This window comes from Enterobacter sp. DSM 30060 (assembly GCF_013375955.1).
GTDB lineage: Bacteria > Pseudomonadota > Gammaproteobacteria > Enterobacterales > Enterobacteriaceae > Enterobacter > Enterobacter intestinihominis.
On record NZ_CP056118.1, the window covers coordinates 3,859,860 to 3,884,540 of the forward strand.

The 24,681-nt window shown below is 56.5% G+C and carries 26 protein-coding genes; 8 read left to right on the forward strand and 18 right to left on the reverse strand.

The window, feature by feature from the left end:
• Positions 1-37 precede the first annotated feature (37 nt).
• From pqqF to HWQ15_RS18560, 7 genes are all read right to left on the reverse strand, one after another.
• Complete coding sequence (gene pqqF / locus HWQ15_RS18530; protein ID WP_063149336.1) at positions 38-2,314, reverse strand: pyrroloquinoline quinone biosynthesis protein PqqF; 2,277 nt, start codon at positions 2,312-2,314, stop codon at positions 38-40.
• 5 nt (positions 2,315-2,319) lie between these two features.
• The gene (pqqE, locus tag HWQ15_RS18535; protein WP_063149337.1) at positions 2,320-3,462 is read right to left on the reverse strand and encodes a pyrroloquinoline quinone biosynthesis protein PqqE; all 1,143 of its coding nucleotides are present in this window, start codon (positions 3,460-3,462) and stop codon (positions 2,320-2,322) included.
• Positions 3,449-3,727, reverse strand: coding sequence for a pyrroloquinoline quinone biosynthesis peptide chaperone PqqD (gene pqqD, locus HWQ15_RS18540; protein ID WP_003857508.1), 279 nt, complete (start codon positions 3,725-3,727; stop codon positions 3,449-3,451). Before pqqD ends, pqqE begins: the two co-directional genes overlap by 14 nt.
• Before the next feature lie 2 nt (positions 3,728-3,729).
• The gene (gene pqqC, locus HWQ15_RS18545) at positions 3,730-4,485 is read right to left on the reverse strand and encodes a pyrroloquinoline-quinone synthase PqqC (RefSeq protein WP_023306095.1); all 756 of its coding nucleotides are present in this window, start codon (positions 4,483-4,485) and stop codon (positions 3,730-3,732) included.
• 2 nt (positions 4,486-4,487) lie between these two features.
• Positions 4,488-5,405 carry a pyrroloquinoline quinone biosynthesis protein PqqB gene (gene pqqB, locus HWQ15_RS18550; protein ID WP_063148142.1) on the reverse strand — a complete coding sequence of 306 codons (918 nt, stop codon included), beginning with the start codon at positions 5,403-5,405 and terminating at the stop codon, positions 4,488-4,490.
• 55 nt (positions 5,406-5,460) lie between these two features.
• A complete protein-coding gene (gene pqqA, locus HWQ15_RS18555) occupies positions 5,461-5,532 on the reverse strand; it encodes a pyrroloquinoline quinone precursor peptide PqqA (RefSeq protein ID WP_002905689.1) in 72 nt (23 codons plus the stop codon).
• A 138-nt stretch (positions 5,533-5,670) separates the two neighbouring features.
• Positions 5,671-6,690, reverse strand: coding sequence for a dipeptidase (locus tag HWQ15_RS18560; RefSeq protein ID WP_058678023.1), 1,020 nt, complete (start codon positions 6,688-6,690; stop codon positions 5,671-5,673).
• A gap of 255 nt (positions 6,691-6,945) precedes the next feature.
• Between HWQ15_RS18560 and HWQ15_RS18565 the strand changes: the two genes are divergently transcribed.
• Entirely contained in the window at positions 6,946-7,392 is a 447-nt protein-coding gene (locus HWQ15_RS18565) for a hypothetical protein (RefSeq protein ID WP_022647956.1), read from the forward strand.
• A gap of 67 nt (positions 7,393-7,459) precedes the next feature.
• Here HWQ15_RS18565 and yajD read toward each other — a convergent pair whose 3' ends face one another.
• Positions 7,460-7,807 (reverse strand): HNH nuclease YajD, encoded by a 348-nt coding sequence (gene yajD, locus HWQ15_RS18570; protein WP_063149338.1) that lies wholly within the window; start codon positions 7,805-7,807, stop codon positions 7,460-7,462.
• A gap of 208 nt (positions 7,808-8,015) precedes the next feature.
• On the opposite strand from yajD, the gene HWQ15_RS18575 reads away from it, so the two are divergent.
• Positions 8,016-9,050: an LLM class flavin-dependent oxidoreductase gene (locus HWQ15_RS18575; protein WP_063149339.1), complete on the forward strand. Its 1,035-nt coding sequence runs from the start codon at positions 8,016-8,018 to the stop codon at positions 9,048-9,050.
• A complete protein-coding gene (locus tag HWQ15_RS18580; protein WP_063149340.1) occupies positions 9,043-9,990 on the forward strand; it encodes a zinc-dependent alcohol dehydrogenase family protein in 948 nt (315 codons plus the stop codon). Before HWQ15_RS18575 ends, HWQ15_RS18580 begins: the two co-directional genes overlap by 8 nt.
• Here HWQ15_RS18580 and HWQ15_RS18585 read toward each other — a convergent pair.
• The gene (locus HWQ15_RS18585) at positions 9,987-11,027 is read right to left on the reverse strand and encodes an AI-2E family transporter (RefSeq protein WP_045308500.1); all 1,041 of its coding nucleotides are present in this window, start codon (positions 11,025-11,027) and stop codon (positions 9,987-9,989) included. The two genes, HWQ15_RS18580 and HWQ15_RS18585, sit on opposite strands and share 4 nt — an antisense overlap.
• 421 nt (positions 11,028-11,448) lie before the next feature.
• Here HWQ15_RS18585 and mdtJ point away from each other — a divergent pair, with 421 nt between their 5' ends.
• Both mdtJ and mdtI read left to right on the forward strand, forming a co-directional pair.
• Positions 11,449-11,811, forward strand: a complete 363-nt coding sequence (gene mdtJ, locus HWQ15_RS18590) for a multidrug/spermidine efflux SMR transporter subunit MdtJ (RefSeq protein WP_032624865.1) — start codon at positions 11,449-11,451, stop codon at positions 11,809-11,811.
• Positions 11,798-12,127 carry a multidrug/spermidine efflux SMR transporter subunit MdtI gene (gene mdtI, locus HWQ15_RS18595; protein ID WP_022647960.1) on the forward strand — a complete coding sequence of 110 codons (330 nt, stop codon included), beginning with the start codon at positions 11,798-11,800 and terminating at the stop codon, positions 12,125-12,127. Before mdtJ ends, mdtI begins: the two co-directional genes overlap by 14 nt.
• Before the next feature lie 5 nt (positions 12,128-12,132).
• Here mdtI and HWQ15_RS18600 read toward each other — a convergent pair whose 3' ends face one another.
• The 4 genes from HWQ15_RS18600 to HWQ15_RS18615 form a co-directional block, all read right to left on the reverse strand.
• Positions 12,133-12,954 (reverse strand): serine protease, encoded by an 822-nt coding sequence (locus tag HWQ15_RS18600; protein ID WP_023299991.1) that lies wholly within the window; start codon positions 12,952-12,954, stop codon positions 12,133-12,135.
• Between the two features lie 278 nt (positions 12,955-13,232).
• The gene (gene asr / locus HWQ15_RS18605) at positions 13,233-13,538 is read right to left on the reverse strand and encodes an acid resistance repetitive basic protein Asr (RefSeq protein ID WP_022647962.1); all 306 of its coding nucleotides are present in this window, start codon (positions 13,536-13,538) and stop codon (positions 13,233-13,235) included.
• A 148-nt stretch (positions 13,539-13,686) separates the two neighbouring features.
• Positions 13,687-15,171, reverse strand: coding sequence for a carboxypeptidase M32 (locus HWQ15_RS18610; RefSeq protein ID WP_045308501.1), 1,485 nt, complete (start codon positions 15,169-15,171; stop codon positions 13,687-13,689).
• 74 nt (positions 15,172-15,245) lie between these two features.
• Positions 15,246-16,499 (reverse strand): MFS transporter, encoded by a 1,254-nt coding sequence (locus HWQ15_RS18615; RefSeq protein WP_022647964.1) that lies wholly within the window; start codon positions 16,497-16,499, stop codon positions 15,246-15,248.
• 121 nt (positions 16,500-16,620) lie between these two features.
• On the opposite strand from HWQ15_RS18615, the gene HWQ15_RS18620 reads away from it, so the two are divergent.
• From HWQ15_RS18620 to bioD, 3 genes are all read left to right on the forward strand, one after another.
• Positions 16,621-17,526: a LysR family transcriptional regulator gene (locus HWQ15_RS18620; protein ID WP_022647965.1), complete on the forward strand. Its 906-nt coding sequence runs from the start codon at positions 16,621-16,623 to the stop codon at positions 17,524-17,526.
• A 121-nt stretch (positions 17,527-17,647) separates the two neighbouring features.
• Complete coding sequence (gene mlc / locus HWQ15_RS18625; protein ID WP_063149342.1) at positions 17,648-18,868, forward strand: sugar metabolism global transcriptional regulator Mlc; 1,221 nt, start codon at positions 17,648-17,650, stop codon at positions 18,866-18,868.
• A 131-nt stretch (positions 18,869-18,999) separates the two neighbouring features.
• Positions 19,000-19,695: a dethiobiotin synthase gene (bioD, locus tag HWQ15_RS18630; RefSeq protein WP_015570628.1), complete on the forward strand. Its 696-nt coding sequence runs from the start codon at positions 19,000-19,002 to the stop codon at positions 19,693-19,695.
• Here the strand turns inward: bioD and clcB are convergent.
• The 5 genes from clcB to osmY all read right to left on the reverse strand — a co-directional run bounded on the left by clcB (position 19,630) and on the right by osmY (position 24,477).
• Positions 19,630-20,940, reverse strand: a complete 1,311-nt coding sequence (clcB, locus tag HWQ15_RS18635; RefSeq protein WP_063149344.1) for a voltage-gated ClC-type chloride channel ClcB — start codon at positions 20,938-20,940, stop codon at positions 19,630-19,632. The two genes, bioD and clcB, sit on opposite strands and share 66 nt — an antisense overlap.
• Positions 20,941-21,044: 104 nt before the next feature.
• Positions 21,045-22,193 (reverse strand): osmoprotectant ABC transporter ATP-binding protein OsmV, encoded by a 1,149-nt coding sequence (gene osmV / locus HWQ15_RS18640; protein ID WP_022647969.1) that lies wholly within the window; start codon positions 22,191-22,193, stop codon positions 21,045-21,047.
• Positions 22,193-22,840: an osmoprotectant ABC transporter permease OsmW gene (gene osmW / locus HWQ15_RS18645; protein ID WP_063148135.1), complete on the reverse strand. Its 648-nt coding sequence runs from the start codon at positions 22,838-22,840 to the stop codon at positions 22,193-22,195. Before osmW ends, osmV begins: the two co-directional genes overlap by 1 nt.
• Before the next feature lie 8 nt (positions 22,841-22,848).
• A complete protein-coding gene (gene osmX / locus HWQ15_RS18650) occupies positions 22,849-23,748 on the reverse strand; it encodes an osmoprotectant ABC transporter substrate-binding protein OsmX (RefSeq protein ID WP_017694085.1) in 900 nt (299 codons plus the stop codon).
• 18 nt (positions 23,749-23,766) lie between these two features.
• Positions 23,767-24,477: an osmoprotectant ABC transporter permease OsmY gene (gene osmY / locus HWQ15_RS18655; protein ID WP_022647971.1), complete on the reverse strand. Its 711-nt coding sequence runs from the start codon at positions 24,475-24,477 to the stop codon at positions 23,767-23,769.
• Positions 24,478-24,681 lie beyond the last annotated feature (204 nt).

A 24,681-nucleotide genomic window follows, 5' to 3' on the forward strand; every position in this document is an offset into this window, starting at 1 on the left:
CTAAAAACCACGGATATGAAGAAAGCGGCGGGTCCGGTCAGCCCGTGAAAAGCACCCGCCAGCGACGGCGATGGCGAGTCATCTCGCGCCATAGTGCGATTATCTCGTCATGTTGCAGGGCATCAACAGCCTGCGGCGTTAACACCGGTAAACCATAGCGCTGGCGCAGGGCGGCTACTGCCGTGGCGCTGGCATTCATCGGTGACCGGATTTGCATCGCCAGCTGCTGTCGCAATACGCTGAACGCCGTCACATCGCACAGCGTCAGCTCACGCAAAAATTGTTTGCAGCAACCCAACAGGTTCACGGGAGAGCGGTCAGGCGACTGTAACGCCAGCAGCAGGCCATCGCGATCGGCAATACGCTGATAACGACAGCTGACCACGTAGCCAATCTGCTGTTCCACGCGCAGGCGCTGGAAAAATTGCGGTTCGCAGCATAACGCCAGCAGCCGCAGCGCGGCGAGCGATGCGCCCGGCGGCAGGGGAATAAACACCAGCAGCGCCGAATCCGCGCTGGCGTGCGGAATGTGTTCGATCCCGCCGGGACAACCGCTTAATGGCGTCGGCTTAGCGTTAACCGGCGCCCGGAGCAGGCCAAGCTGCCGGGCTAACCCGTGCGCGTGTGCGACGCTGCCGCCAACTAGCGCCGCCAGCCAGCCGTCCCGTGGCGGATCCGATGCCAGACGTTCAGGCAATTGCTGAAGCAGCTCACGGATGGCAATGCCTTCTGGCACTGGCGTAAGAGCCGGGGCGGGGTGGGAGAGGCGATCGATTATCGCCCCGATGATGTGTTCCGCCGTCACCACGGCGTCAGGAAGCCGCAGGGTGAGCTGCCAGCTACCGTCAACCGTTTGCCACTCGCCGCTGCCGTCAATATGGCGCAGTTCAGCAAGGAGAGGGCGTAACTGTTTGCCCATCGCCACCCCCTGCGCCCGTTCCACGCACGAATAAAAAGGCCTGCGCAGGATCAGCGTTGGCGGTTGTGTCTGCGCCGACAAATGCAGCAGCGGAGCGGCTTCTGACGTCGGGGCTGGCGTAACATACCTGGCAGTCTGCGGGTAGAAGGAAAACGCGATGGGGCTATCATCTGCAACCGGCTGGCGACGCCAATGGCTAAGCGGCAGAGCAAACCCCTGGCTGGCGATAATTTCAGCGGTTTCAATTTTTTTGCAGGCCAGATACGAGGTGGGCGCCGCCAGTAAATCGGCACAAAAGGCGGAAAAACTTACGGGCGCCGCACCGGGCGCAAAACCGAACGCCCGCTGGCGCAGCTGCTCCAGCGTCGGCAGGGCGCTAAAACGCTGCTGTGCCAGCCGATAATAATGCCGCTGCTGCTCATCCGTCGTTTGCTGTAGCGCCCGTAGCCAGTGGGTAATATGCGGGTCAACCTCCTCGGGTCGTTCGCTATCAACCGTTAGCGCCAGCCAGCCGTTATCGTTATCCTGATAAAGCCAGTTCAGGGCGACATCTTCTGCCAGCCCGCGCTCCCGCAGCCCGGCAATCAGGCTTCCGGGGGCGTCGTCCAGTAAAAACTCCCGAAATAAGGTGACGTTGTCACTTTTTCGAGTCAACGGACAACGCCACAGTGCGGGTCGCTCCGTCACTGCCAGCTGAAAATCTGCTTCAGCGCTAAGACGCAACGGGGGAGCAGTTTCAGGCATGCCACCAGAAGCAAAACCGGACGCAAACGTATGGGCAAGCTCGGCCAGCGCATCCAGCGTTTGCGGCCCTTGCAGCCACAATTGCAGGTGTCCGGCCACATAATAGCGCCGATGAAAGTCGCGCAACGCGGTTTGCAGCGATCCCGGGTCCTGCCCCAGAGAATCCTGGCTACCTACCTGAAAACGGCGAAAAACTGTGGGTTCTTCCATCGCGTGGCGTGCCGCCGCTTCGCGCCTGGCGGAATCATGCTGCTGGATGAGCCGGTTTTCCGCATCAATGACCGCCACTTCGCGCTGTATGTCATCGCATGAAAGCAGCGGCGCCTGCAACATATCCCGCAGCCGCGCGACGCCGTCGGACAGGTTATCGGCGGCCACATCGAAGAAAAATGCGCTGTGGCGAGCCAGCGTGGTGGCATTGACGCTACCGCCCTGACGCTGGACCCAGGCCATGAGTCGATCGTCGCCCTGATAGCGCTGGCTACCGCGGAACAGCAGGTGCTCAAGTAAATGCGCAAGACCGGCGAAGCGCGGTGGCTCGTGATGGCTTCCGGCACTCACGCGCGCCAGCGCCGCCGCGCGTGTCGCCTGCGGCTGATGCACCAGCGTTGCGCGTAAACCGCCTGCCAGCTCCACGATGCGGGTGGTCATTATCGCTACAGTTCCCGGGTTTTATAGATAAGCTGCGAACGGGTACGGTTGCGGAACTGAAGCTGGCCGATTTTCATGTCGCTACAGGCTGCTTCGCGTCGCGCGTCCAGAATTTTATGATGATGCGGCGATTTGCTGCACACCGGATCGGCGTTATCAGCATTCCCGGTGAGCATAAAGGCCTGACAGCGGCAGCCGCCGAAGTCCTTCTCCTTTTCATCGCAGGAGCGGCACGGCTCCGGCATCCAGTCAAACCCGCGATAGCGGTTGAAGCCGAAAGAGTCATACCAGATGGATTCCAGACTCTGCTCAAGCACCGAGGGGAACTCCACCGGTAGCTGGCGCGCGCTGTGGCAGGGCAGCGCCGTGCCTTCCGGGGTCACGCTGAGGAAAATCGACCCCCAGCCGCCCATACAGCCTTTTGGTCGCTCTTCGTAATAATCAGGGGTGACGAACAGCAGGTTGGTCAGATTGCCGCTGGCGGCCATTTTTTGCCGATAGTCGGCAACCACGCGTTCCGCGCGGGCGATCTGTTCCCGCGTCGGCAGAAGCCCCTGACGATTAAGGAACGCCCAACCGTAGAACTGGCAGGTGGCAAGTTCGACGTCGTCGGCGTCCAGTTCGATGCACAGCTCGATGATTTTATCGATCTGGTCGATGTTGTGCCGGTGCAGGACGAAATTCAGCACCATCGGGTAATCGCGCGCTTTGACCGCTTTGGCCATCGCCAGCTTCTGCTGGAAGGCTTTTTTATTCCCCGCCAGCGCAGCGTTGAGCACTTCATCGCTGGCCTGGAAGCTAATCTGGATATGGTCCAGACCGGCCTCGCTGAACGCGTCGAGCTTGCTTTCCGTCAGGCCAATTCCCGAGGTGATCAGGTTGGTATAAAAACCGAGATCGCGGGCGGCGCGGATCAGCTCCGGCAGATCTTTACGCGTCAACGGTTCGCCGCCGGAAAAACCTATCTGCACGCTGCCCATCGCCCGCGCCTGGCGGAAAACCTCAATCCACTGTTCAGTGGTCAGCTCCTGATCCTGCCGGGCAAAGTCCAGCGGGTTAGAGCAGTAAGGACACTGTAGCGGACAGCGATAGGTCAGCTCCGCCAGCAGCCACAGCGGTGGATTGACGGCGGGTTTATTCTGGCTCACGGAAAATAATCCACTTCTGTTGATAAGCGATTTGCAGGAATTCTACGACGTCGTCATCCACGCCGCCGGCTTCCGGGAACCGTTCGTTGAGTATGGCAATGATGGCCGCCGCGTCGCGTTGGCCATCGACCAGTTCGAGGATTGCGGCCGCGGTCTCATTGAGTTTAGCCATGCCTTCCGGATAAAGGATGACATGGCTGTCCTGAGCGGCTTCCCATTGCAGGCGATAGCCGCGACGAAAGGCGACGATGGAGTTTTTTTGCATGCTTATACCAGTCGGGTTGTGTGCCAGGCCGCTTTGTCGGTGACCGTGTGATAAGGCGGACGCTGTAGCGCGTAGGCCATGGTCATCGCGTCGAGCATCGACCACAGGATATCGAGTTTGAACTGAAGGATCTCCAGCATCCGATTCTGCTTTTCTGCGCTATCGCAGTAACTCTTCGCCAGCTCCAGACCGTGTTCAACGTCGCGGCTGGCCTGGCTGAGGCGGCTGCGAAAATAAAAATAGCCTTCCTCTTTGATCCACGGATAGTGCTGCGGCCAGCTGTCGAGACGCGACTGATGAATTTGCGGGGCAAACAGTTCGGTGAGCGAACTGCATGCCGCCTCCTGCCAGTTGGCACGGCGGGCGAAGTTAACGTAAGCGTCCACGGCGAAACGGACGCCGGGCAGCACGTGGCGTTCGCTGATTAAGTCGTCGCGGCTAAGCCCTACGGCTTCGCCCAGCTGTAGCCAGGCTTCGATACCGCCGTCATGACCGTTGCTGCCGTCGTGATCGAGGATCCGCTGCACCCATTTTCGACGCGTGTGCGGATCCGGGCAGTTCGCCATAATGGCCGCATCTTTCAGCGGGATCGTCGTCTGGTAGTAAAACCGGTTCGCCACCCAGCCCTGGATCTGCTCGCGGCTGGCCTCGCCGTTATGCATCGCGATATGGTACGGATGGTGAATATGATAGTAAGCGCCTTTCGCCCGGAGGGCGTGTTCAAACTCTTGCGGCGAGAGCGTTTCACGAATGTGCATAGTTAGTCCTGAAGCGTGATGGTCATCCCGTCCCAGCTCACTTCAATTCCCTGCTGCGTGAGGGCGTGACGCTGCGGCGACTGCTCGTTAAGGATCGGGTTAGTGTTATTAATGTGAATCAGAATCTTGCGCTTTGCCGGCAGTGAGGCCAGCAGCGCCATCATGCCGTGTTCATCGCCGAGCGCCAGATGGCCCATATCGCGGCCGGTATTGCGCCCGACGCCAGCGGCCTGCAGTTCATCGTCCTGCCAGACGGTGCCGTCAATCAGCAGACAGTCTGCTTTTTTAAGCCACGGCAGGATAGTGTCATCGGGTTCACCGAGACCCGGCGCGTAGAACAGCGTCTGACCGTTGCGGCGGTTTTCGATAAACAGCGCCACGTTATGCCCCGGCAGCGGGCGGTCGCGCCACGGCGAATAGGGCGGTGCGTTACTGGCGATGGGGACAGCGGTAAACTGCAAATCAGGGCAGGCTTCCACGCTAAAGGCGGTGAGCGGCGCAATCGGATGATGAACCAGGCCGCCGTTCCAGTGCCGGAGCATGGTAAAAATCGGGAATCCGCTGGAAAGATCTTCATGCACCTCTGGCGTACACCATACCTGATGTGGACACCCCTCGCGCAGGCTGAGTAGCCCAGTGGTGTGGTCAATCTGGCTGTCGGTGAGAATAATGCCGCCAATATGCGTGCCGCGCAGAACCTCTTTCTTATTCAGTTCTGGCGTATGGGCAATCTGCTGGCTGATATCTGGCGAGGCGTTACACAGTATCCACTCTTCGCCGTTATCGCTGACGATGATCGACGACTGGGTGCGGGGGGTCGCCTGAAGGGTACCGTTGCGCAAACCCTGACAGTTGGCGCAATTACAGTTCCACTGAGGGAAACCGCCGCCGGCGGCGGAACCGAGGACTTTAATAAACATGAAGATAGGCCAGGTAGTAAAACAAAAATGCCCGCACGGATGGCGGGCTGAGCGATTAGCGGTTGGAAATGTACAGCGTCACTTCCAGGCCAAGACGTAAATCAATAAAAGCAGGTTTCTTCCACATCGTTTTTTCCTCTTTAAAAATGCAGCACCAACACCATTGTTTGTGCCAGTTTTGTGATGGTCATCAAATAATGCGTCACAGTGGGGCAAAGCTCAACCCGAAAGATGTAAGGAATTAACGTAATGTTTACAACGTAACCTATTGTTGCCAAACATTTTGCAATACCTTTTGCCAGTTGCCCCACAGCAGCTTATTCAGCACAAATTGATCATAGCCGCTGTCACGCAACGCGCTGATTAGCCGCGGTAAACCACTCACATCATGCAAATCATCAGGTAACGTGATGCCGTCAAAATCGGAGCCCAGCGCAACATGATCTTCGCCCATGATGTTAATAAGATAGTCGATATGGCGAACGATTGTGCTCAGCGGGGTATCGCTATCGCGTTTACCGTCGGCGCGCAGAAAGGCGTTGCCGAAATTGACCCCTGCCACGCCGCCGCTGTCGCGGATAGCCAGCAGTTGCCGATCGGTCAGATTACGCGGTTGCGGGCACAGCGTATGGGCGTTGGAATGGGTGGCGACCAGCGGTGAAGAGGAATGACGAGCAGTATCCCAGAACGCCTTTTCATTCATATGAGAAACGTCAATCAGCATGTTCAGGGCGTTAGCGTGCTTAATGAGGGCGATACCCTCTGCGGTAAGCCCTGGGCCGCTGTCCGGGCTGCCGGGAAACGCCCCGTTAACGCCAGTGCCAAAACGGTTAGCAATGTTCCAGAAAGGCCCAATGCTGCGCACGCCAGCGGCATAGAAAGCCTGTAGATCGCCACCCTCGCCGTCAAAACCGCCCGCACCCTCAATATGCGCCACCATCGCCAGCACCTTATCCTGACGGCAGCGTTCGATATCTGCCGCGCTCAGGCACAATCGCGCCCGTCCATCGGAGTGTGCGACAAGCTGCTTGAGGATCGTCAACTGCTGCCAGAGAATGTCGATCGGTTGCCACGGCTCGCTGGCGTAGTGCGGCGCCATGCGGGCGATATACTCCTGCGGCGGCACGAACAGCGCGAACAGCCCGCCGGAAAATCCGCCTTGCTGCATGCGCGGATAATCGAGGTGTCCGTTCTCAATGCCGGAAAAGAAGGCCTTTACCGGATCCTGGCGATGATGAAGCCATAAATTAAGCAACAGGTCATTGTGACCATCAAAAATCGCCATAGCGCATCCCACTGTTGTTTATTGCTGAAAAAGTTGCCAGGCACGATAACCGATTTGTCCTGTCCGGCAAGGAGAAACTTACAACTTAGCAGCAATTGTTAATATCACTTAACCCTGAGGAGATCCGCACATCATATTGCGTGGCGAGATAAGAGCATTTCCCGTTCCATCTGCGATTGCATCGCGTACGTTCCCTGAGCTACAGGGCTACGCTATACTTCGCCACTTTGAGTTATGCGTGGCAGGTAACGAAATATGCGGGAGAGCATTAATTTTCTTTTCGTGGTGCTGTCTTTCACAGCACTGATTATGCTGATGCGCTTTTTCATCAGGCGTATTCGGCATCCAAAGCGCATCGTTGCCGACAGCCGGGGAATGAAAAAAATCTCTACCCATCCTTCCTGGTTTGGCGGATCGTCAGGTAAAACCTACTTTTATGATGAGCAGTATTTATACGAGGTCATAAATAGCGTCACCCGTAAAATTGAGCTGGCGGCTATCGTAAAAATTAAGCCGGGCTCGACAGTGGTAAATAACAGGCGGATCTGGTCTGTGAGCTATCTTGAGGGAACCCGTGAAAAACAGGTGCAATTTTATAATAATCTGACGGTGTTTAATCAAAACTTTGCTGCGTTTTTAGAGGCTGTAAAACGCGTGAATCCTGAAGCCGATATTAAGGCCGTCTCCTTGTTCAATCTGTGACTGGAATACATTACCTTTATCTTTCTGACTGCCCATACGGCAGGTATGGGCAGTAAAGCCGCCGATATTACTTCTTCTTGTTCATCATCGCCTTGAGATCGGCAAAGGGGTTAAACGTGGCGACACCCACGTCTTTTTGCGCATCCTCACCTGCGACAACGGTGGTGCCATACTGATCCGCTTCGGTGTACTTTGAGTGTTCGTGGTCATGGCAAAACAGGCACAACAACTCCCAGTTACTGCCATCTTCCGGATTATTGGTGTGATCGTGGTCGATATGGTGGACCGTGAGTTCACGAAGATTCGAATACACAAACTCCCGCGAGCAGTGTCCACAGACCCACGGGTAAATTTTTAGCGCTTTTTCACGGTAGCCGCTTTCCAGCCGTGCGTAGTTTTTGGGGATCAGAGCCATTGCTGATGTTACCTGTTAAAAAAGAGAATAGTTCACACTATATCCCATTTTGAGATGCCAGGAGAATGCCTCCTCTGCGGGAAGGCAGCGTGCGATTTGCGTATTTCTGTCAGTTTATTTGAAGCATTCCGTTAAATAATCACCATTTATTCTCATCGGTTAATGCGTAGAGTAGGGATAACGCAATGCTTTATCAGGATACTCCACTATGAAAAAGATCGGATTTTTGTCGTTTGGTCACTGGACGCCGTCTTCCCAGTCCGGCACGCAAACCGCAGCTGACACGCTGCTACAGTCCATCGATCTGGCTGTCGCCGCTGAAGAGCTGGGCGCGGACGGGGCTTATTTCCGCGTGCACCACTTTGCCCGCCAGCTCAGTTCGCCATTCCCCTTGCTGGCTGCGATAGGCGCGAAAACCAAACGCATCGAAATCGGTACGGGCGTGATCGACATGCGGTACGAGAATCCGCTGTATATGGCGGAAGATGCTGGCGCGGCAGATCTCATCTCCGGTGGACGATTACAGCTTGGTATCAGCCGGGGCTCCCCGGAGCAGGTGATTGATGGCTGGCGTTATTTTGGTTACGTGCCGCAGGAAGGGGAAAACGAATCTGATATGGCGCGCCGTCACACTGAGGTACTGCTTGATGTATTACGCGGTGAAGGGTTTGCGAAGCCTAACCCACAGCCGATGTTCCCAAACCCGCCGGGATTGTTGCGTCTGGAGCCGCATTCAGAGGGCTTACGCGATCGTATCTGGTGGGGGGCTGGCTCCAATGCAACGGCAGTATGGGCGGCAAAACTGGGGATGAACCTGCAAAGCTCAACGCTGAAAGATGATGAAACCGCCGAGCCGTTCCATATTCAGCAGGCAAAACAGATCCGTGCCTACCGACAGGCCTGGGCCGAGGCAGGGCATACCCGTCAGCCACGCGTTTCGGTCAGCCGCAGTATTTTTGCCCTGATGGACGATCGCGACCGGATGTATTTCGGTTCAAGCCGCAATGAGAGCGACAGCGTTGGCTATCTGGATGAGAAAACGCGGGCCATTTTCGGACGCAGCTATGCCGCAGAGCCAGACAAGCTGATTGAACAGTTGAGAAAGGATGAAGCGATCGCGGAAGCGGATACGCTGTTGCTTACCGTGCCGAATCAGCTGGGTGTGGAATACAACGCACATGTGATCGAGTCCATCCTGAAACATGTCGCACCGGAAATGGGATGGCGCGATCGCAATGCGTAATCTGGCCCTCTGGTATCGCCGGTTTGGTGAGCCTGAATCGGTACTGCAAGCGGAAACCACACCATTGTCACCGCGACAGCCGGGAGAGATACGTGTGCGCATGCTTTTTTCTCCGGTGAACGCCTCCGATCTCATCCCCATCACCGGGGCATATCGCCATCGCACGCCGCTACCCGCAATAGCCGGTTATGAAGGGGTCGGAATAGTGACCGAAACGCCCGCCGCTTACCCGGCGCTGCTGGGCAAGCGGGTCCTGCCGTTACGGGGGCAGGGAACCTGGCAGCGCTATGTCGACTGCCCGGTGGCGTATGCGGTTCCCGTCCCGGACGACATCGACTCGCTTCTTGCCGCGCGGGCGTATATCAACCCGCTTGCCGCTCAGATGATGCTGGACCGCTATCCTCCGATCGGGAAAACGGTGCTGCTCACCGCTGCCGGTTCTGACTGCGCTGTTCTGCTCGGGCAATGGGCACGCCAGGCGGGTGCAGAGGCGGTTTACGGGATCCATCGCTCGCCCGTGCACGCTCAACATCTGGCTGAAATGGGGATCGTCCCGATTGCGCAAGATGATACGGCCGCCGTCAACGCTGCCGCCGCGCAAGCGGAGGTGGTGTACGACGCCACGGGCGGCAGCCTGGCGGAGGCGATCCTGAGCGTGATGCCCGAAACCGGTACCTTTGTCTGCTACGGGCTACTCTCCGGGCAGACCTTCCGGCAGCAGCGGCCGTTGCCGCGCGTGGCGTGGTTTCACATTCGTAACTATCTGGACGCGCTGAGCGCTGAGGCGTGGCAGGCGGAGTTTCGGCGCATCTGGCCTAAACTGCGCGCCAGCCAGTGCAGCGATGTTACCCTCTACCCGCTGTCGGAATGGCAGCGGGCAGTGGGCAACTACCGCGAAGCGGGAAGAACGGGCAAGCCTATGCTGTCGATGGACAATTAATCGGCCTTATGGCTCATGTCGCTCAGCAGTACAGCGATACTTTGTCCACCGGCGGTCTGCTCCAGGCCAATTTTGACAATAATTGTCAGCGGAACGGAGAGCAGCATGCCGACAGGCCCGAGCAGCCAGCCCCAGAAAATCAAGGACAGGAACACAACAAGAGTTGAAAGCCCCAGCCCGCGTCCCATTATCCGTGGTTCGAGAATGTTCCCGAAGACAAGGTTAATCACCAGATAGCCTGCCAGCAGAATCAGGGCATCATACAAACCGCTGAAAACCAGCACCTGAAGGATAGGGGGGATCGCCGCCAGCACGGAGCCAATGTTAGGAATATAGTTGAGCGCAAAGGCCAGCAGCCCCCAGACGAAGGCAAAACGCACATCCAGCGCGGCGAGCATCCCCCAGACCACTAATCCCGTCACCAGGCTGATGGCCGTTTTCAGCACCAGATAGCGTGAAACGCTGTCGAGCGCGCGCTGAATAGCACCCATTCCCTCTACCGGACGCACCATGATGTGCTGGAGTTTTGCAGGCAGCTGTGGAACTTCCAGCATCATAAACACAACCGTCAGGAACAGCAGGAAAATCGAGGTCATGGCGTTGGAGAGCTGTGCCAGCAGGCTGGTGACAATCGTCATGGCGGCATTCGGATCGATGTATTTAAGCAGTTCCTCAACCGAGACTTCGATACCCGCGCGTTGCAGCCAGGGTTCAATTTGCAGCAGCGGAGTCGCCAGGGAAGAGCGGTATGTCGGCAGCGTCCGCGCCAGCTCGTTCAGGGAGGTTCCCAGATAGGCGACTAACAGCACCATCGCAACGATAATAATACTGATAAGCAGGCTTATCGCCAGCACACGCGGGATGCGCAGCCGCACCATTCGCTGCACCAGTGGATTGAGGATCACCGCGATAAAAAGCGCCAGGATAAAGGGCACGATGATATCGGCCGCAAAACGAACGCCGGTCAGAATGATCACCAGCATGCCCAGCATGATGACGATCTTAAGCCCGTTGAGGGTGATAATGGGTTTGGCCATGGACGTTCCTGAACAGTTTTTTATTTATAATAGAGGGGAAAGCGGATTAAAAAAACTAACCAAAATCAAACAGACTGGGTAAAGAAATGAAAAGGCTTTGAGTAAATTCCTGGCTTATGATACAAATCAGGCGTGTTCAACTACTGAGGACAATTTTCATCCGCAAAGACGAGAAGCAACACCGCGGATAATTGTAATTTTATGGACAATTTGTTCAGGACGTATTTTTCAAACAACTCTGCTCTGTTTTCTACCTCCCTCTGCACGCTTTCCGGTGAACAACACTGGCGTTCCGCGCTATAGTCACGTCTTCTGCCTGAGCTGGCGCTATGCGCTTAGCTAACTGATTTAATTCCCACTTTTTTGGTTTGCTGTTCGCAGCGAGCCTCGATGGATTATATTCTCAAGCAGGAGAAAAAACATGTTTTACTGGATTTTATTAGCTCTGGCTATCGTTGCTGAAATTACCGGCACCTTGTCGATGAAATGGGCGAGCGTGAGTGACGGCAGCACCGGATTTATTTTGATGCTGGTCATGATTACGCTTTCCTATATTTTCCTCTCTTTTGCGGTTAAAAAAATCGCGCTGGGCGTGGCATACGCTTTGTGGGAAGGTGTTGGTATTTTATTGATCACGCTGTTCAGCGTCATGATATTTGATGAAACCCTGACGACAATGAAAATTGCCGGGCTGACGACCCTGGTCGCAGGTATCGTGCTGATTAAATCGGGTACGCGCAAACCAGCCAAACAGCAGAAGGAGCAGACCCATGCAGCAGTTTGAATGGATCCACGCGGCCTGGCTGGCTTTCGCCATCGTTCTGGAAATTATTGCGAACGTCTTTTTGAAGTTCTCCGACGGCTTTCGTCGCAAAGCCTACGGCTTGTTATCGATTGCCGCGGTTCTTGGGGCGTTTAGCGCTCTGTCACAGGCAGTGAAAGGCATCGATCTTTCCGTGGCCTACGCGCTGTGGGGCGGCTTCGGTATTGCCGCCACCCTGGCGGCAGGCTGGATTATGTTCGGGCAGCGTTTAAACCATAAAGGCTGGATAGGGCTGGTATTACTGCTCGCTGGCATGATCATGATTAAACTGGCCTGAGTGACCTACTGCTGCGCCAGGGCTTCCAGCCGGTCGCGAAAACCGGTCACCGCTAACGCTCGGTTATCGGCGCGCCAGCGGTCTTTCGCTGCCGGAGCAGAACTCTGAACGCCAATCAGTTGCCAGCCGTTAACGGTTTTTAACATCAGGGGCGATCCGCTATCACCCGGTAGCGTATCGCACTGATGCGAAAGCACGCTGTTTTGCGCCCAGCCCGTCACCACGCAGTCCGTATGGGTGTACAGCGAATCGAGGTGATCAACAGGGTAGCCTGACTGCGTCACTTTTCGATCGGCGGCTTTCAGGGCGGCGGTGAGCGCGTCTTTGTCACCATCAAAGAGCGGTAGCGGAGCGATCCCGGACGGCGGATAACGTAAAACGATCAGCCCGAAATCCCAGGATGCCGCCCCGGGCGGCACAATCCAGCCATCGCCATCCGGTTTCAGGCGTTTCCCGAGCGACGGATCCACCCGCCCCTCAATACCGTGAATTTCGTAGCGCCAAATCCCTTTCTGCGAGACAAAGCGCAGGGCGATCGCTTTATCCGGTTTGCCTTCGGGCGGCATTAACAGGCAATGACCCGCCGTCAGCGCAAGGCGTGGCGTTATGAGAGTTGCGGTACATAGATTGCCGCTGGCGGTTTCCAGTTGCCCGATGGCATCCCAGGGCGCTTCGGTAGGATCGGTGACACGCGTACGATCGTCATGACCAAAAAACAGCGTCTTTACCTCTTTGGCGCTGATGGCGTCATCGTCGCCCTCATCCGCATGTGAAAAGCCTGCAAAAAGGCTAAACGTTCCCAGTAACAACACAACAGATTTACGCATATCACACTCTGGTGGGGGTAATTATGATTATTAAAAGTGAACCCTATGAAAATACTATAGACGCGACGGCGAGAAAGTGGGAGTAAAATCAGCGTGCTACATTCAGGAAAGATAAAAGTGGCTGGCGATGAGCGCGCATAAAATTAGCAGGATAAGAATGAGCTCAAACCGATAGCGCCGCAGCATACGCCCTCCGGATAAAAAAACGGCGCTGACCGCAATCCCGTTCAGCGCCGGTTTACCAACGTGCCCCGAAGGGCACGGTTAAGCTTGTACTCTTACGCTGCTGGCTGTGCAGCAGGTTTAGCCGCTTCGTGTTTTGCCGCTTTTTTGTGATGCTTTTTAGCCGCCTGGGCTTTCTGCTCTACCGCAGGTTTTGCCGCTTTTTTGTGGTGCTTTTTCGCGGCCTGCGCTTTCTGTGCTGCCGCTGGTTTAGCCGCTTTGTGATGTTTTTTATGGTGAACCGTTTTGGCCGGAGCAGCGGTGGATGCCGCAGGCGCTGCGGTGGCGGTAGTTTCAGCCGCGAATGCAGCGGAAGAAAGACCCATAGCAGCGGCAACAACCAGAGCTAATACTTTTTTCATTTTCATACCCTCGAATTTGGTTTTTCATTTAACCCCACTGCGGGGCCGTTGAAATAACTATATCCCTGTAAATTCGGGGTTTCCGTGAGTGATTGGTATCGGCGTGTAACCATATGTACAACGCCGGGGTGGCCCCCGGCGCGTTCGTTTACAGGTAGCGGGACGTCAGGTGTTCGCGGAAGTAGCGGATATTCAGATCTTCACCTGTGGCCTGGGTGATGAGCTGCGACGTGCTGAAACGGCTGCCGTGCTGCCAGATATTCTGACGCAGCCAGTCAAACAGCGCCGAGAAGTCGCCCCCGGCAATGGATGCCTGCAACCCGGGCAGCGCAGTTTTGGCGGCATGAAACAGCTGTGCCGCATACATTGCCCCCAGCGTGTAAGACGGGAAGTAGCCAAAACCGCCGTCGGTCCAGTGGATGTCCTGCATACAGCCGTTGCGGTAGTTATCTTTGGTGGATAATCCAAGCCAGGCCTGCATTTTCTCATCCCATAACGCGGGGATATCATCCACTTCGATTTCGCCATTGATCAGCGCGCGCTCAATCTCATAGCGCAATACCACATGCGCCGGATAGCTCACTTCATCTGCGTCAACGCGGATGTAGCCCGGTTTCACGCGCTGATTCCAGGCAATAAAATTCTCTTCACTGAATGCCGCCTGGCTGCCGAAACGGGCATGGACCGCCGGAAGCAAATGCTTCAGGAAAGCCTCACTGCGGCCCAGCTGCATTTCAAAGAACAGACTCTGGGATTCATGGATCGCCGTAGAGCGCGCCAGCGCAACGGGCTGACCGGCCCACGCTCGCGGAAGGTTTTGCTCGTAGCGGGCATGTCCGGTTTCGTGGATCACGCCGAAAAGCGCGCTGAGCAACTCGTTTTCATCGTAACGCGTGGTGATACGCACATCTTCCGGCACGCCGCCGCAGAACGGGTGGGCGCTAACGTCCAGACGACCGCCGTTAAAATCGAAGCCAAGCATTTTCATCGCTTCCAGGCCCAGCTCGCGCTGGGTGGCGGTGGGGAAGGGACCCTGTGGCGGAACGAACGATCGTTGAGCCTGTTTTTCCACAACCTTTGCCAGCAGCTCCGGTAGCCAGGACTTCAGATCGCCGAACAGCACATCCAGGCGAGCGCTTGTCATGTCGGGTTCAAAGATATCCAGCAGCGCGTCGTAAGGCGTGCAGCCTTTAGCCTCGGCGCGCAGGCGGGCTTCTTCACGACTGAGTTTCACCACCTCTTTCAGGTTGGCTGAAAAGCCCTGCCAGTCGTTGGCCGGACGCTGAGTGCGCCACGCGTGTTCACACCTGCTGCCCGCCAGCGATTTGGCCTCCACCAGCGATTCCGGCAGTAAAGTTGCCTGCTGGTAGTGGCGCGTCATTTCACGCAGGTTGGCCTGCTCAACGTCGTTCAGATCTTCTTCTGCCGCCGCAGCCAGCCATTCACCCACTTTTTTATCGGTCAGGATCTGATGTTGCAGGACGCTCATCTCCGCCAGCGCTTCACCGCGCGCGGCGCTGCCGCCGGGCGGCATCATGGTAAACATGTCCCAGCTGGCGATGGAGGAGAGGTGAGAGAAGCGGGAGAGACGCTGGAAGGTGCGGGTGAGTTGTTGATAGTTATTGTTTTTCATGAAGTCCTCGTGTCTGAATCAGCCGATGACAAAAATTAGCATCGGCTCGATTTAAACACGAAGAGGGCTGAATGTTAATGCAGTCGTTTATGCAGGCTCGCGCCCACCAGCAGTGCCGCGCACAGCATCAGCGCGATAAATCCGCCCACGCCGTTCCAGCCGTAGTTATGCCAGAACACCCCGCCGAGAGTCCCGGCAATGCTGGAACCGAGATAGTAACTGAACAGATACAGAGACGAAGCCTGACCTTTGGCGCGGCGCGCGCGTGGGCCAATCCAACTGCTGGCAACAGAATGCGCGGCAAAGAATCCCGCAGAGAAGAGCAGCATTCCGGCAAAAATCAGCCACAGGGAAGAGACAAGCGTCATCAGCAGTCCGAACAACATCACAGCGGTGGACACCAGCATCACCGGACCACGGCCGAAGCGCGCGGTCATGGCGCCCGCTTTTGGCGAACTCCACGTCCCGGTGAGATACGCCACAGAGAGCAAACCCACCAATGCCTGGCTAAGATGCCACGGCGAGAGCATCAGCCGGTAGCCAATATAGTTAAACAGCGTGACAAATGACCCCATCAGCAGGAATCCCATCAGAAACAGTCGCGGCAAACCTTTGTCGCGCCAGTGCAGACGGAAGTTGATAAACAGTGTTTTCGGACGCAGGGAAGTCGGGCGGAAATGGCGCGATTCCGGCAGGATTTTCCAGAACATCAGCGCCGAAGCGAGGGCGAAGCAGCCGATTACGGCCAGCGCAATGCGCCAGTTAAAGAAATCGGTAAACACACCGCTGAGCAGGCGTCCGCTCATCCCGCCGATAGAGTTCCCGCTAATGTACAGCCCCATGGAGAAGGCCACGAAACTCGGGTGGATCTCCTCGCTGAGATAGGTCATCCCGACCGCCGCCACGCCGCTGAGGGATAACCCAATCAGCGCGCGCATGACCAGAATGCCGTGCCAGCTGGTCATCATGGTGGACAGCAAGGTACACACGGAGGCCAGCATTAACGCCGTTACCATGACCTGCTTACGCCCGATGGCATCTGAAAGTGGCCCGGTGAACAGCAGACCGATCGCCAGCATCCCGGTTGAAATGGAGAGCGAAATACTGCTGCTGGCTGGCGACACGCCAAATTCATGCGACAGGACCGGCAGGATCGGCTGAACGCAGTAGAGCAGGGCGAAAGTGGCGAGACCCGCTGAGAAGAGCGCCAGCGTGACGCGCATAAACTGGGGGGTACCACGTTTTATAAACTGAACCGGCTGCGGTACTGCGGGTAAATCATCAATGTCGCTGGCCGGCGCGATATCAACGGTCGTTGTACGGCTCACACATAATCCTTGCTTAAACTTCCCCGTGGTTTCTGGTGACGGGTATGACCACAAGATTAGGGTAGGAAAATGTAAATATTCTGTCTAATATATTAATAATCTCAAATGATACTTTAAAAATATGAATATCGAGCTGCGCCATCTGCGCTATTTTGTCGCCGTCGCTGAAGAGCTCCATTTTGGTCGTGCTGCGGCAAGGCTGAATATCTCCCAGCCACCGCTGAGCCAACAGATCCAGATCCTTGAGCAGCAGGTTGGGGCGCGTCTGCTGGCGCGAACCAACCGCAGCGTGAGCCTGACGGCGGCGGGAAAACAGTTTCTCGCCGATAGCCGACAGATCCTGAGTATGGTGGTGGACGCCGCCGCCAGAGCGGAACGGCTTCATCTCGGGGAGACGGGAGAGCTGCGCATCGGGTTTACCTCGTCGGCCCCCTTCATCAGCGCTGTTTCACAAACGCTATCCTCGTTTCGCAGTAACTTTCCGGATGTGCATATTCAGACGCGCGAAATCAATACCCGGGAGCAAATATCGCCGCTTAATGAAGGATCGCTCGACCTGGGGCTAATGCGTAACACGCAGTTGCCTGATACCCTGGCGTGGCAGGTGATCCTCCGCGAACCGCTGATGGCGATGATCCCCCGGGATCACCCGCTCGCCGCGCAGCATAGCGTCACGCTGGCTGAACTGGCGAAAGAACCCTTTGTCTTTTTTGACCCACAGGTGGGTACCGGATTGTATGACGATATTCTTGGTCTGATGCGGCGATATGGCCTTGTCCCGACTATCGCGCAGGAAGTGGGGGAAGCCATGACGATCATTGGTCTCGTTGCCGCAGGGCTTGGCGTGTCGATTCTTCCGGCCTCGTTTAAACGGGTACAACTGCCGGAAATGCGCTGGGTGAATATTGCCGAGCAGGATGCGGTCTCGGAGATGTGGCTGGTGTGGTCTAAACATCATGAACAGAGCCATGCGGCACAGCGTTTCAAAGAACAATTAATTACCGCTTCTCACGGGCGTTATTTATAGGGAAAAGCGGGCGAAAATGTGCAGTAAATCACATGGCTAAGTAAAAATTTGACGTCAGCCATTGAAGTGCTTCACCATAGCCCTCAGTTTATTTCGAAGCTCGAAAATAAGGGAGTACGAGGTGGTTGCTGATAGTCAGCCAGGGCATATCGATCAGATCAAGCAGACCAACGCGGGCGCCGTTTATCGCCTGATTGATCAGCTGGGTCCGGTTTCGCGTATCGATCTTTCGCGCCTGGCACAACTGGCACCCGCCAGTATTACCAAGATTGTCCGCGAAATGCTGGAAGCCCATCTGGTTCAGGAGACAGAAATTCAGGAGCCGGGCAGCCGTGGCCGTCCGGCGGTAGGGCTGGTGGTGGAAACGGAAGCCTGGCACTACCTGTCGCTGCGAATTAGCCGCGGGGAAATCTTCCTCGCGCTGCGCGACCTCAGCAGCAAGCTGGTGGTGGAAGACCGGCTGGAACTCCCGCTCGATGCAGAGCAACCACTCCTCGATGCCATTCTGACCCACATCGACCAGTTCTTTATTCGTCACCAGCAGCGCCTTGAACGTTTAACGGCGATTGCGATCACCCTGCCGGGAATTATTGATACCGAAAATGGCATTGTGCACCGCATGCCGTTTTATGAAAACGTCAAAGAGATGCCGCTGGGCGACGTGCTGGAAAACCACACCGGTGTACCGATCTACATTCAGCATGATATCAGCGCCTGGACGATGGCGGAGGCGTTATTTGGCGCTTCCCGGGGCGCGCGCGACGTAATTCAGGTGGTGATTGATCATAACGTTGGCGCAGGTGTGATCACCGACGGGCGTCTGTTGCATGCTGGCAGCAGTAGCCTGGTGGAGATTGGCCATACGCAGGTCGATCCGTACGGAAAACGCTGCTACTGCGGTAATCATGGTTGTCTGGAGACGATTGCCAGCGTCGAAAGCGTGCTGGAGCTGGCGCAGGTGCGGCTCAGCCAGTCAATGAGCTCCACGCTGCACGGTCAACCGTTGAGCGTCGAGGCATTGTGCACTGCGGCAAGGCAGGGCGATCTGCTGGCGAAGGACATCATTACCGGCGTGGGCAATAATGTCGGGCGCATTCTGGCCATTATGGTGAACCTGTTTAATCCACAAAAAATACTGATTGGCTCCCCGCTCAGCCAGGCGGCGGATATCCTCTTTCCGGCGATTTCCGCCTGCATCAACCAGCAGGCGCTTCCCGCGTACAGTAAAAACATCGTGGTCGAAAGTACGCAATTTTCCAACCAGGGTACGATGGCTGGCGCCGCGCTGGTAAAAGATGCGATGTACAACGGCTCGTTACTGATTCGTTTGCTTCAGGGCTAACTCTTTTCCATAGATGTACGAAAAATTGCGCTATCTCAAGCCGGGTAGCGCACGCTTCCCGTAGACTTTCCCCACTGAATTATTTACCTGGTTTATATTTTTTGAAGCATACCCAAGAGGTGGAATGAGTCATGCTTAAGCGTTTCTTTATTACTGGTACGGATACGTCTGTCGGGAAGACCGTCGTATCCCGCGCGTTACTTCAGGCCCTGGCGGCAAGCGGTAAACGCGTTGCAGGATACAAGCCGGTAGCAAAAGGCAGTAAAGAGACGCCAGAAGGGCTGCGCAATAAGGACGCCCTGGTTCTGCAAAGCGTCTCGTCTCTGGAACTGCCTTATGATGCCGTCAATCCCATCGCGTTAAGCGAAGAGGAAAGCAGCGTCGCTCACAGTGGGCTTATCAACTACAGTCTGCTCTCTGATGGCCTGGCAAATCTGAGTGAAAAGGTTGACCACGTTGTCGTTGAAGGGACCGGTGGCTGGCGCAGCCTGATGAACGATTTACGTCCCCTTTCCGAGTGGGTGGTGCAGGAGCAGCTGCCGGTGATTATGGTCGTGGGCATTCAGGAAGGGTGCATCAACCATGCCTTGCTGACGGCGCAGGCTATCGCTAATGACGGCCTGCCACTGATTGGTTGGGTGGCGAACCGTATTAACCCGGGCCTTGCGCACTACGCAGAAATCATCGACGTGCTGAGCAAAAAGCTGCCTGGCCCGTTGGTAGGCGAACTGCCTTATCTGCCCCGCGCCGAGCAGCGCGAATTAGCGCACTATATCGATCTCTCGGCTTTCGGCGGTATGCTGGCCGTAGATCGAGTCGTGGCGTAGCGTTCTCGACAATACCGACGCCACAACACAGGCAACCAGCAAACCGGGAAGTAAAAAATACTGCCCGGTCATCTCACATACCATCAAGGCCGACATGATTGGCGCATGCGTTGTGGCGGCGAGCAGCGTCGCCATACCCGCCAGCCCAAGCAGGATCGCTGTCTCAGAGCCAGGAAACCACAGCGCAAAGATCTGCGCAAACAGCATTCCCGTTGCCATACCAACGAACAAGGTTGGCGTAAACACGCCTCCCGGTGCGCCGGACCCGCTGCTTGCCAGCACCGCCAGGAGCTTGCAGATAAAGACGCCGGCAATTACCGACAGCAGCGGCGGCGACTGCAAAAACGCCTGAACCACGCTGTAGCCATTCCCCCATACCTTCGGCGTCAGCAGCGACAGCAGCCCGACGATCAGCCCCCCCAGCGCCAGCTGCCACGGCGGTGAAAGTTTGAGACGCAGAAACAGCCTGTGGCTGGCCGCCATCAGCCACATCAGCAGCGGGCCGCAAACGCCAGCCAGCAGACCCACGCCAACGATCAGGAAATAATCCACCGCCGTAAGCATCTCGCTGAGATGGACATCATAAAGTGTATTCGCGCCGGGACTTAACAGGCGCGTGGTCAGCAGAGCCACCACAGCGGCAATCACCACCGGGCCGAGGGAGGCCAGCATAAGTGTGCCAAACAGGATCTCTGCGATAAACAGGCTGCCCGCCAGCGGCGCATGATAGGCGCTGGCCATCCCGGCGGCGGCACCGCAGGCGATCCACAGTTTCCATTCGGATTTCGGCGTACAACGTTGTGCAAAAAAGGAGGCAGCGAGGGCGGCAAGCAGGATCATGGCGCCTTCCCGGCCGATGGCGCTGCCGCTGGCGACCACCAGCAACGAGGCGAGGGATTTCACCAGGCTGGCGCTGTAATCAAACTGGCCATCACCCGTCTCCAGCGCCTCCATATAATCGGTCGGGGCGTGGGGACGTTGTGCCGTCATGCGTTGCCATCCCCACAGCAGCACTCCCGCGGCCAGACCACCCAGCGCAGGCGTCAGCGCCCGCCGCCAGGGCGATAACGCGGCAGCGGCGTTCACCAGGCTTCCGCTTTCGTTGCTGAGAAACAACCACTCCAGCAGATACATGCTGTGGCGGAACACCGCAACGGCCAGCGCTGCCAGCACGCCGGTGACGGTAGCAATCAGGAGACGGCGAAACATCGCGCGGATGTCGGGGTAAGCGTGAAGACGTTGCATGAAGTCGTGATTAACGGGGACGATACGATATTGTGGCGGGAAAACGTGAGGTTAGCAAAAGGTATGCGTGCGGAAAAAGGCCGGGCAGTACCCGGCCTGAATGCTTAACTCTCGCTATGAATATTCAATGCCCGGCGCGTACGCCCGGAACTCAAATACTCCGCAATATAATCCTGGGATATCTCGCCGTTATAGCGTCCGTCCTCGTCCACAATCGGCATCCAGCTGGTGTTGCTCTCATACAGGCGAGAAAGCACCACGCGCAGGTTATCCTCGGCCTTACCTGTCATGCGGAACGGATGCAGAATATCACCGCAGCTGCCGCTGGCATTACGCGCTTCGCGGCGCTTCACAAAGCCCAGCGGTTTGCCGAGATCATCAACCACGGTAATGGCGCGAATATCGTTGTCATCCATGGTGGCGAAGGCCTCTGGCAGCGGCGTCGATTCGCGTACCGTAATCGTCGGCTGCTGGTCGGTGACGTCGCCCGCGGATACCAGCAGCAGGCGTTTCAACGTCCGGTCCTGACCAACAAACGAGCCGACAAACTCATTGGCGGGTTTCGCCAGCAGCTCGTCCGGGCTGGCGCACTGAACAATACGCCCCTGACGGAAGACGGCAATACGGTCGCCCAGCTTCAGCGCTTCGTCAATATCGTGGCTCACCAGCATCACGGTCTTTTTCAGCTTGCGCTGCATCTCCAGGAACTGGTTCTGGATCACCTCACGGTTAATCGGGTCGACCGCGCCGAACGGTTCATCCATCAGCAGGACCGGAGGATCCGCTGCCAGCGCGCGGATGACGCCGATACGCTGCTGCTGACCGCCGGACATTTCGCGCGGATAGCGGTGAAGGAATTTATGTGGATCCATTGCCACCATATCCATCAGCTCCTCGGCACGGGATTTACAGCGCGCTTTGTCCCAGCCCAGCATGCGCGGCACGACGGTAATGTTCTCTTCGATAGTCATGTTCGGGAACAGGCCAATCTGCTGGATCACGTAGCCAATGTTGCGGCGCAGGGTCACGGTGTCCATCCCGCTGGTGTCTTCGCCGTTAATCAGGATCGTCCCGCTGCTTGGCGTAATGAGACGGTTAATCATCTTCAGGGTAGTGGTTTTCCCGCAGCCGGACGGGCCGAGCAGCACGCACATTTCCCCTTCAGGCACGTTCAGGTTGACGTTGTCGACGGCCTTAAACGTCTGGCCGTGCTTCTGTGAAAATTGTTTGGTGAGGTTTTCCAGTTTTATCATTATCGAATCCCCTTCGGAGTCAGTACCACCTGCAAACGGTGCAGCAACCAGTCGAGCACAATCGCTAAAAGACAAATCATCAGCGCGCCCGCAATTAACATACGAATATCACTCCCGCCAATACCGTTAAGCAGCAGCAGGCCCAGACCGCCCGCGCCAATCACGGCAGCAATCGCCATGACGCCGATGTTCATCACCACGGCGGTGCGGATGCCGCCAAAAATCACCGGCAGCGCCATTGGGATTTCCACCCAGCGCAGACGCTGCCAGAAGGTCATGCCGATGCCGCGTCCCGCTTCGCGCAGGCCGGGTGGCAGGCTGTCGAGCGCCGTGTGGGTGTTGCGCACAATCGGCAGCAGTGAATAGAGGAACACCGCCGTAATCGCGGGCAGGGCGCCAATGCCCTGACCGATCAGCGAAAAGAGCGGGATCATCAGGCCGAAAAGCGCAATTGACGGGATGGTGAGCACAATGGTGGCAATCCCCAGCACCGGCGTTGCCAGCCATTTATGGCGGACAATTAAAATACCCAGCGGCACGCCAATAACAATCGCCATGCCCACGGCGAGTGCCACCAGCCAGAGGTGTTGCAGCGTCAGGGTTAAGAGATAGTCCCAGTTGTCGAGAATATAGTGAATCGTCTCCATAGCGCCTCCTACAGCAACTGTTTGCTACGCAGGAAATCACGGGCGACCTGCTGCGGTGACTGATGGTCGATATCCACCTTCTTATTCAGTTCGGTGATAACGTCGTTATTGAGCTGGGCTGAGAGGGTGTTCAGCGCCTCCTCCAGCCCCGGGTTAGCCTCCAGCGTGTCTTTTCGAACAACTGGCGTCACGGCGTAACTCGGGAAGAAGCCTTTATCGTCTTCCAGCACTTTAAGATCGAAGCCCTTCACGCGCCCGTCGGTGGTGTAGATCAGCCCGGCATCGACAAACCCGTCGCGCACCGCGTTATAGACCAGCCCCGGATCCATCTGGCGGATCTGCGGGCGGTCCAGCTCCATGTTGTAGGCCGCCTGCAACGGTTTCATCCCGTCGCTACGCCCGGCAAATTCCAGGTCAAGGCCCAGCAGCCAGTTGTTATCTGGATCGGTTTTACGGATCTGCTCAATCTTTGCCACCATCTCAGACATGGTATTGATATGTTCAGCCTCGGCGCGCTTGCGCTGCATGGCAAAGGCATAGGTATTGTTCATATCGGCAGGTTTAAGCCACACCAGACCGTGCTTTGCGTCGAGGCGTTTCACCGTCTCGTATGACTCCTGCGGCGACATGCGTTTGTTGATATGGTTGAAGATGATCAGCGACGTGCCGGTGTACTCCCAGGTCATATCAATCTGCTTGTTAATCATCGCGTTACGGGAAATCACCGTCGCAATATTAGTCTGCGGCTGCACCTGAAATCCTTTCTTTTGCAGATACTGTACGGTCATGGCCGAGAGAATGTGCTGCTCGGTAAAGCTCTTTGTTGCCAGGATCAGCGGCGCGGCGAGCGCCTGGCTGGTGAAGAGCGCGGCGGCGCACAGCGCCGTCAGGCCGGAAAACAGTCTCATAGAAGCTCCTTGTTATAATTATCGCGCGAGATGCGGGCTCAGTAGTCGACCCAGTGCCGCCAGCAGCGTATCCAGAATCAGGGCGAACAGGGCGGTGGCCGCCGCGCCCAGGATCAGCGTCGGGAAGTCATTCAGATAGATCCCCGGGAAAATCAGCTCGCCGTAGCTGCTGGCGCCAATCAGGAATGCCAGCGGTGCGGTACCGACGTTAATCGCAGTGGCAATGCGAATACCGGAAAGCATCACCGGCCAGGCGTTAGGAATTTCGACCTGATGCAGGCGCTGCCATTTGGTCATGCCGATGCCGTTTGCCGCTTCCAGCAACGACGCGGGAACAGAGCACAGCCCGGCATAGGTGTTACGCACAATTGGCAGCAAAGAAGCGAGAAAGAGGGCGATAATGGCCGGTTTATCACCGATGCCAATCACCACCATCGCCAGCGCCAGAACGGCCAGCGGCGGCAGGGTGTTGCCCACGTTAAAGATTTGCATCACGTATTCGGCGATACCCCGTGCCGCCGGACGGCTCAGCAGAATACCGCTTGGAATGCCCACCAGCAGGGCAAAGAACATTGATGAAAAGACCAGAATCAGGTGCTGTTGACCGAGGTAGAGCAGGTCAACCTGGCGCGCCTTAATCGTCTCCAGTCCAATTCCCCAGGTGAGGAGAGCGAGGACCACGATAATCGCGCCTACAAAAAGCAGCGAACGTTTAAGTAATGGGTGCATTGCGGTGTGTCTCCCTGTGCGCATGCGTTATAGCAACCACCTGTTGCGGTTGCCTGTTGTTATGCCATGTTTCGGCAGGGGTACTTCACCTATAGCAAGCGAAACGGAAGGGTTCCAGCAAAGGGGGTAAAACAGTAACCCTATGAAATTAGTGACAACCTGAGTTAAGCCTTATGGCGTAAGGGCTGTCAGTGGGAAGGCAGA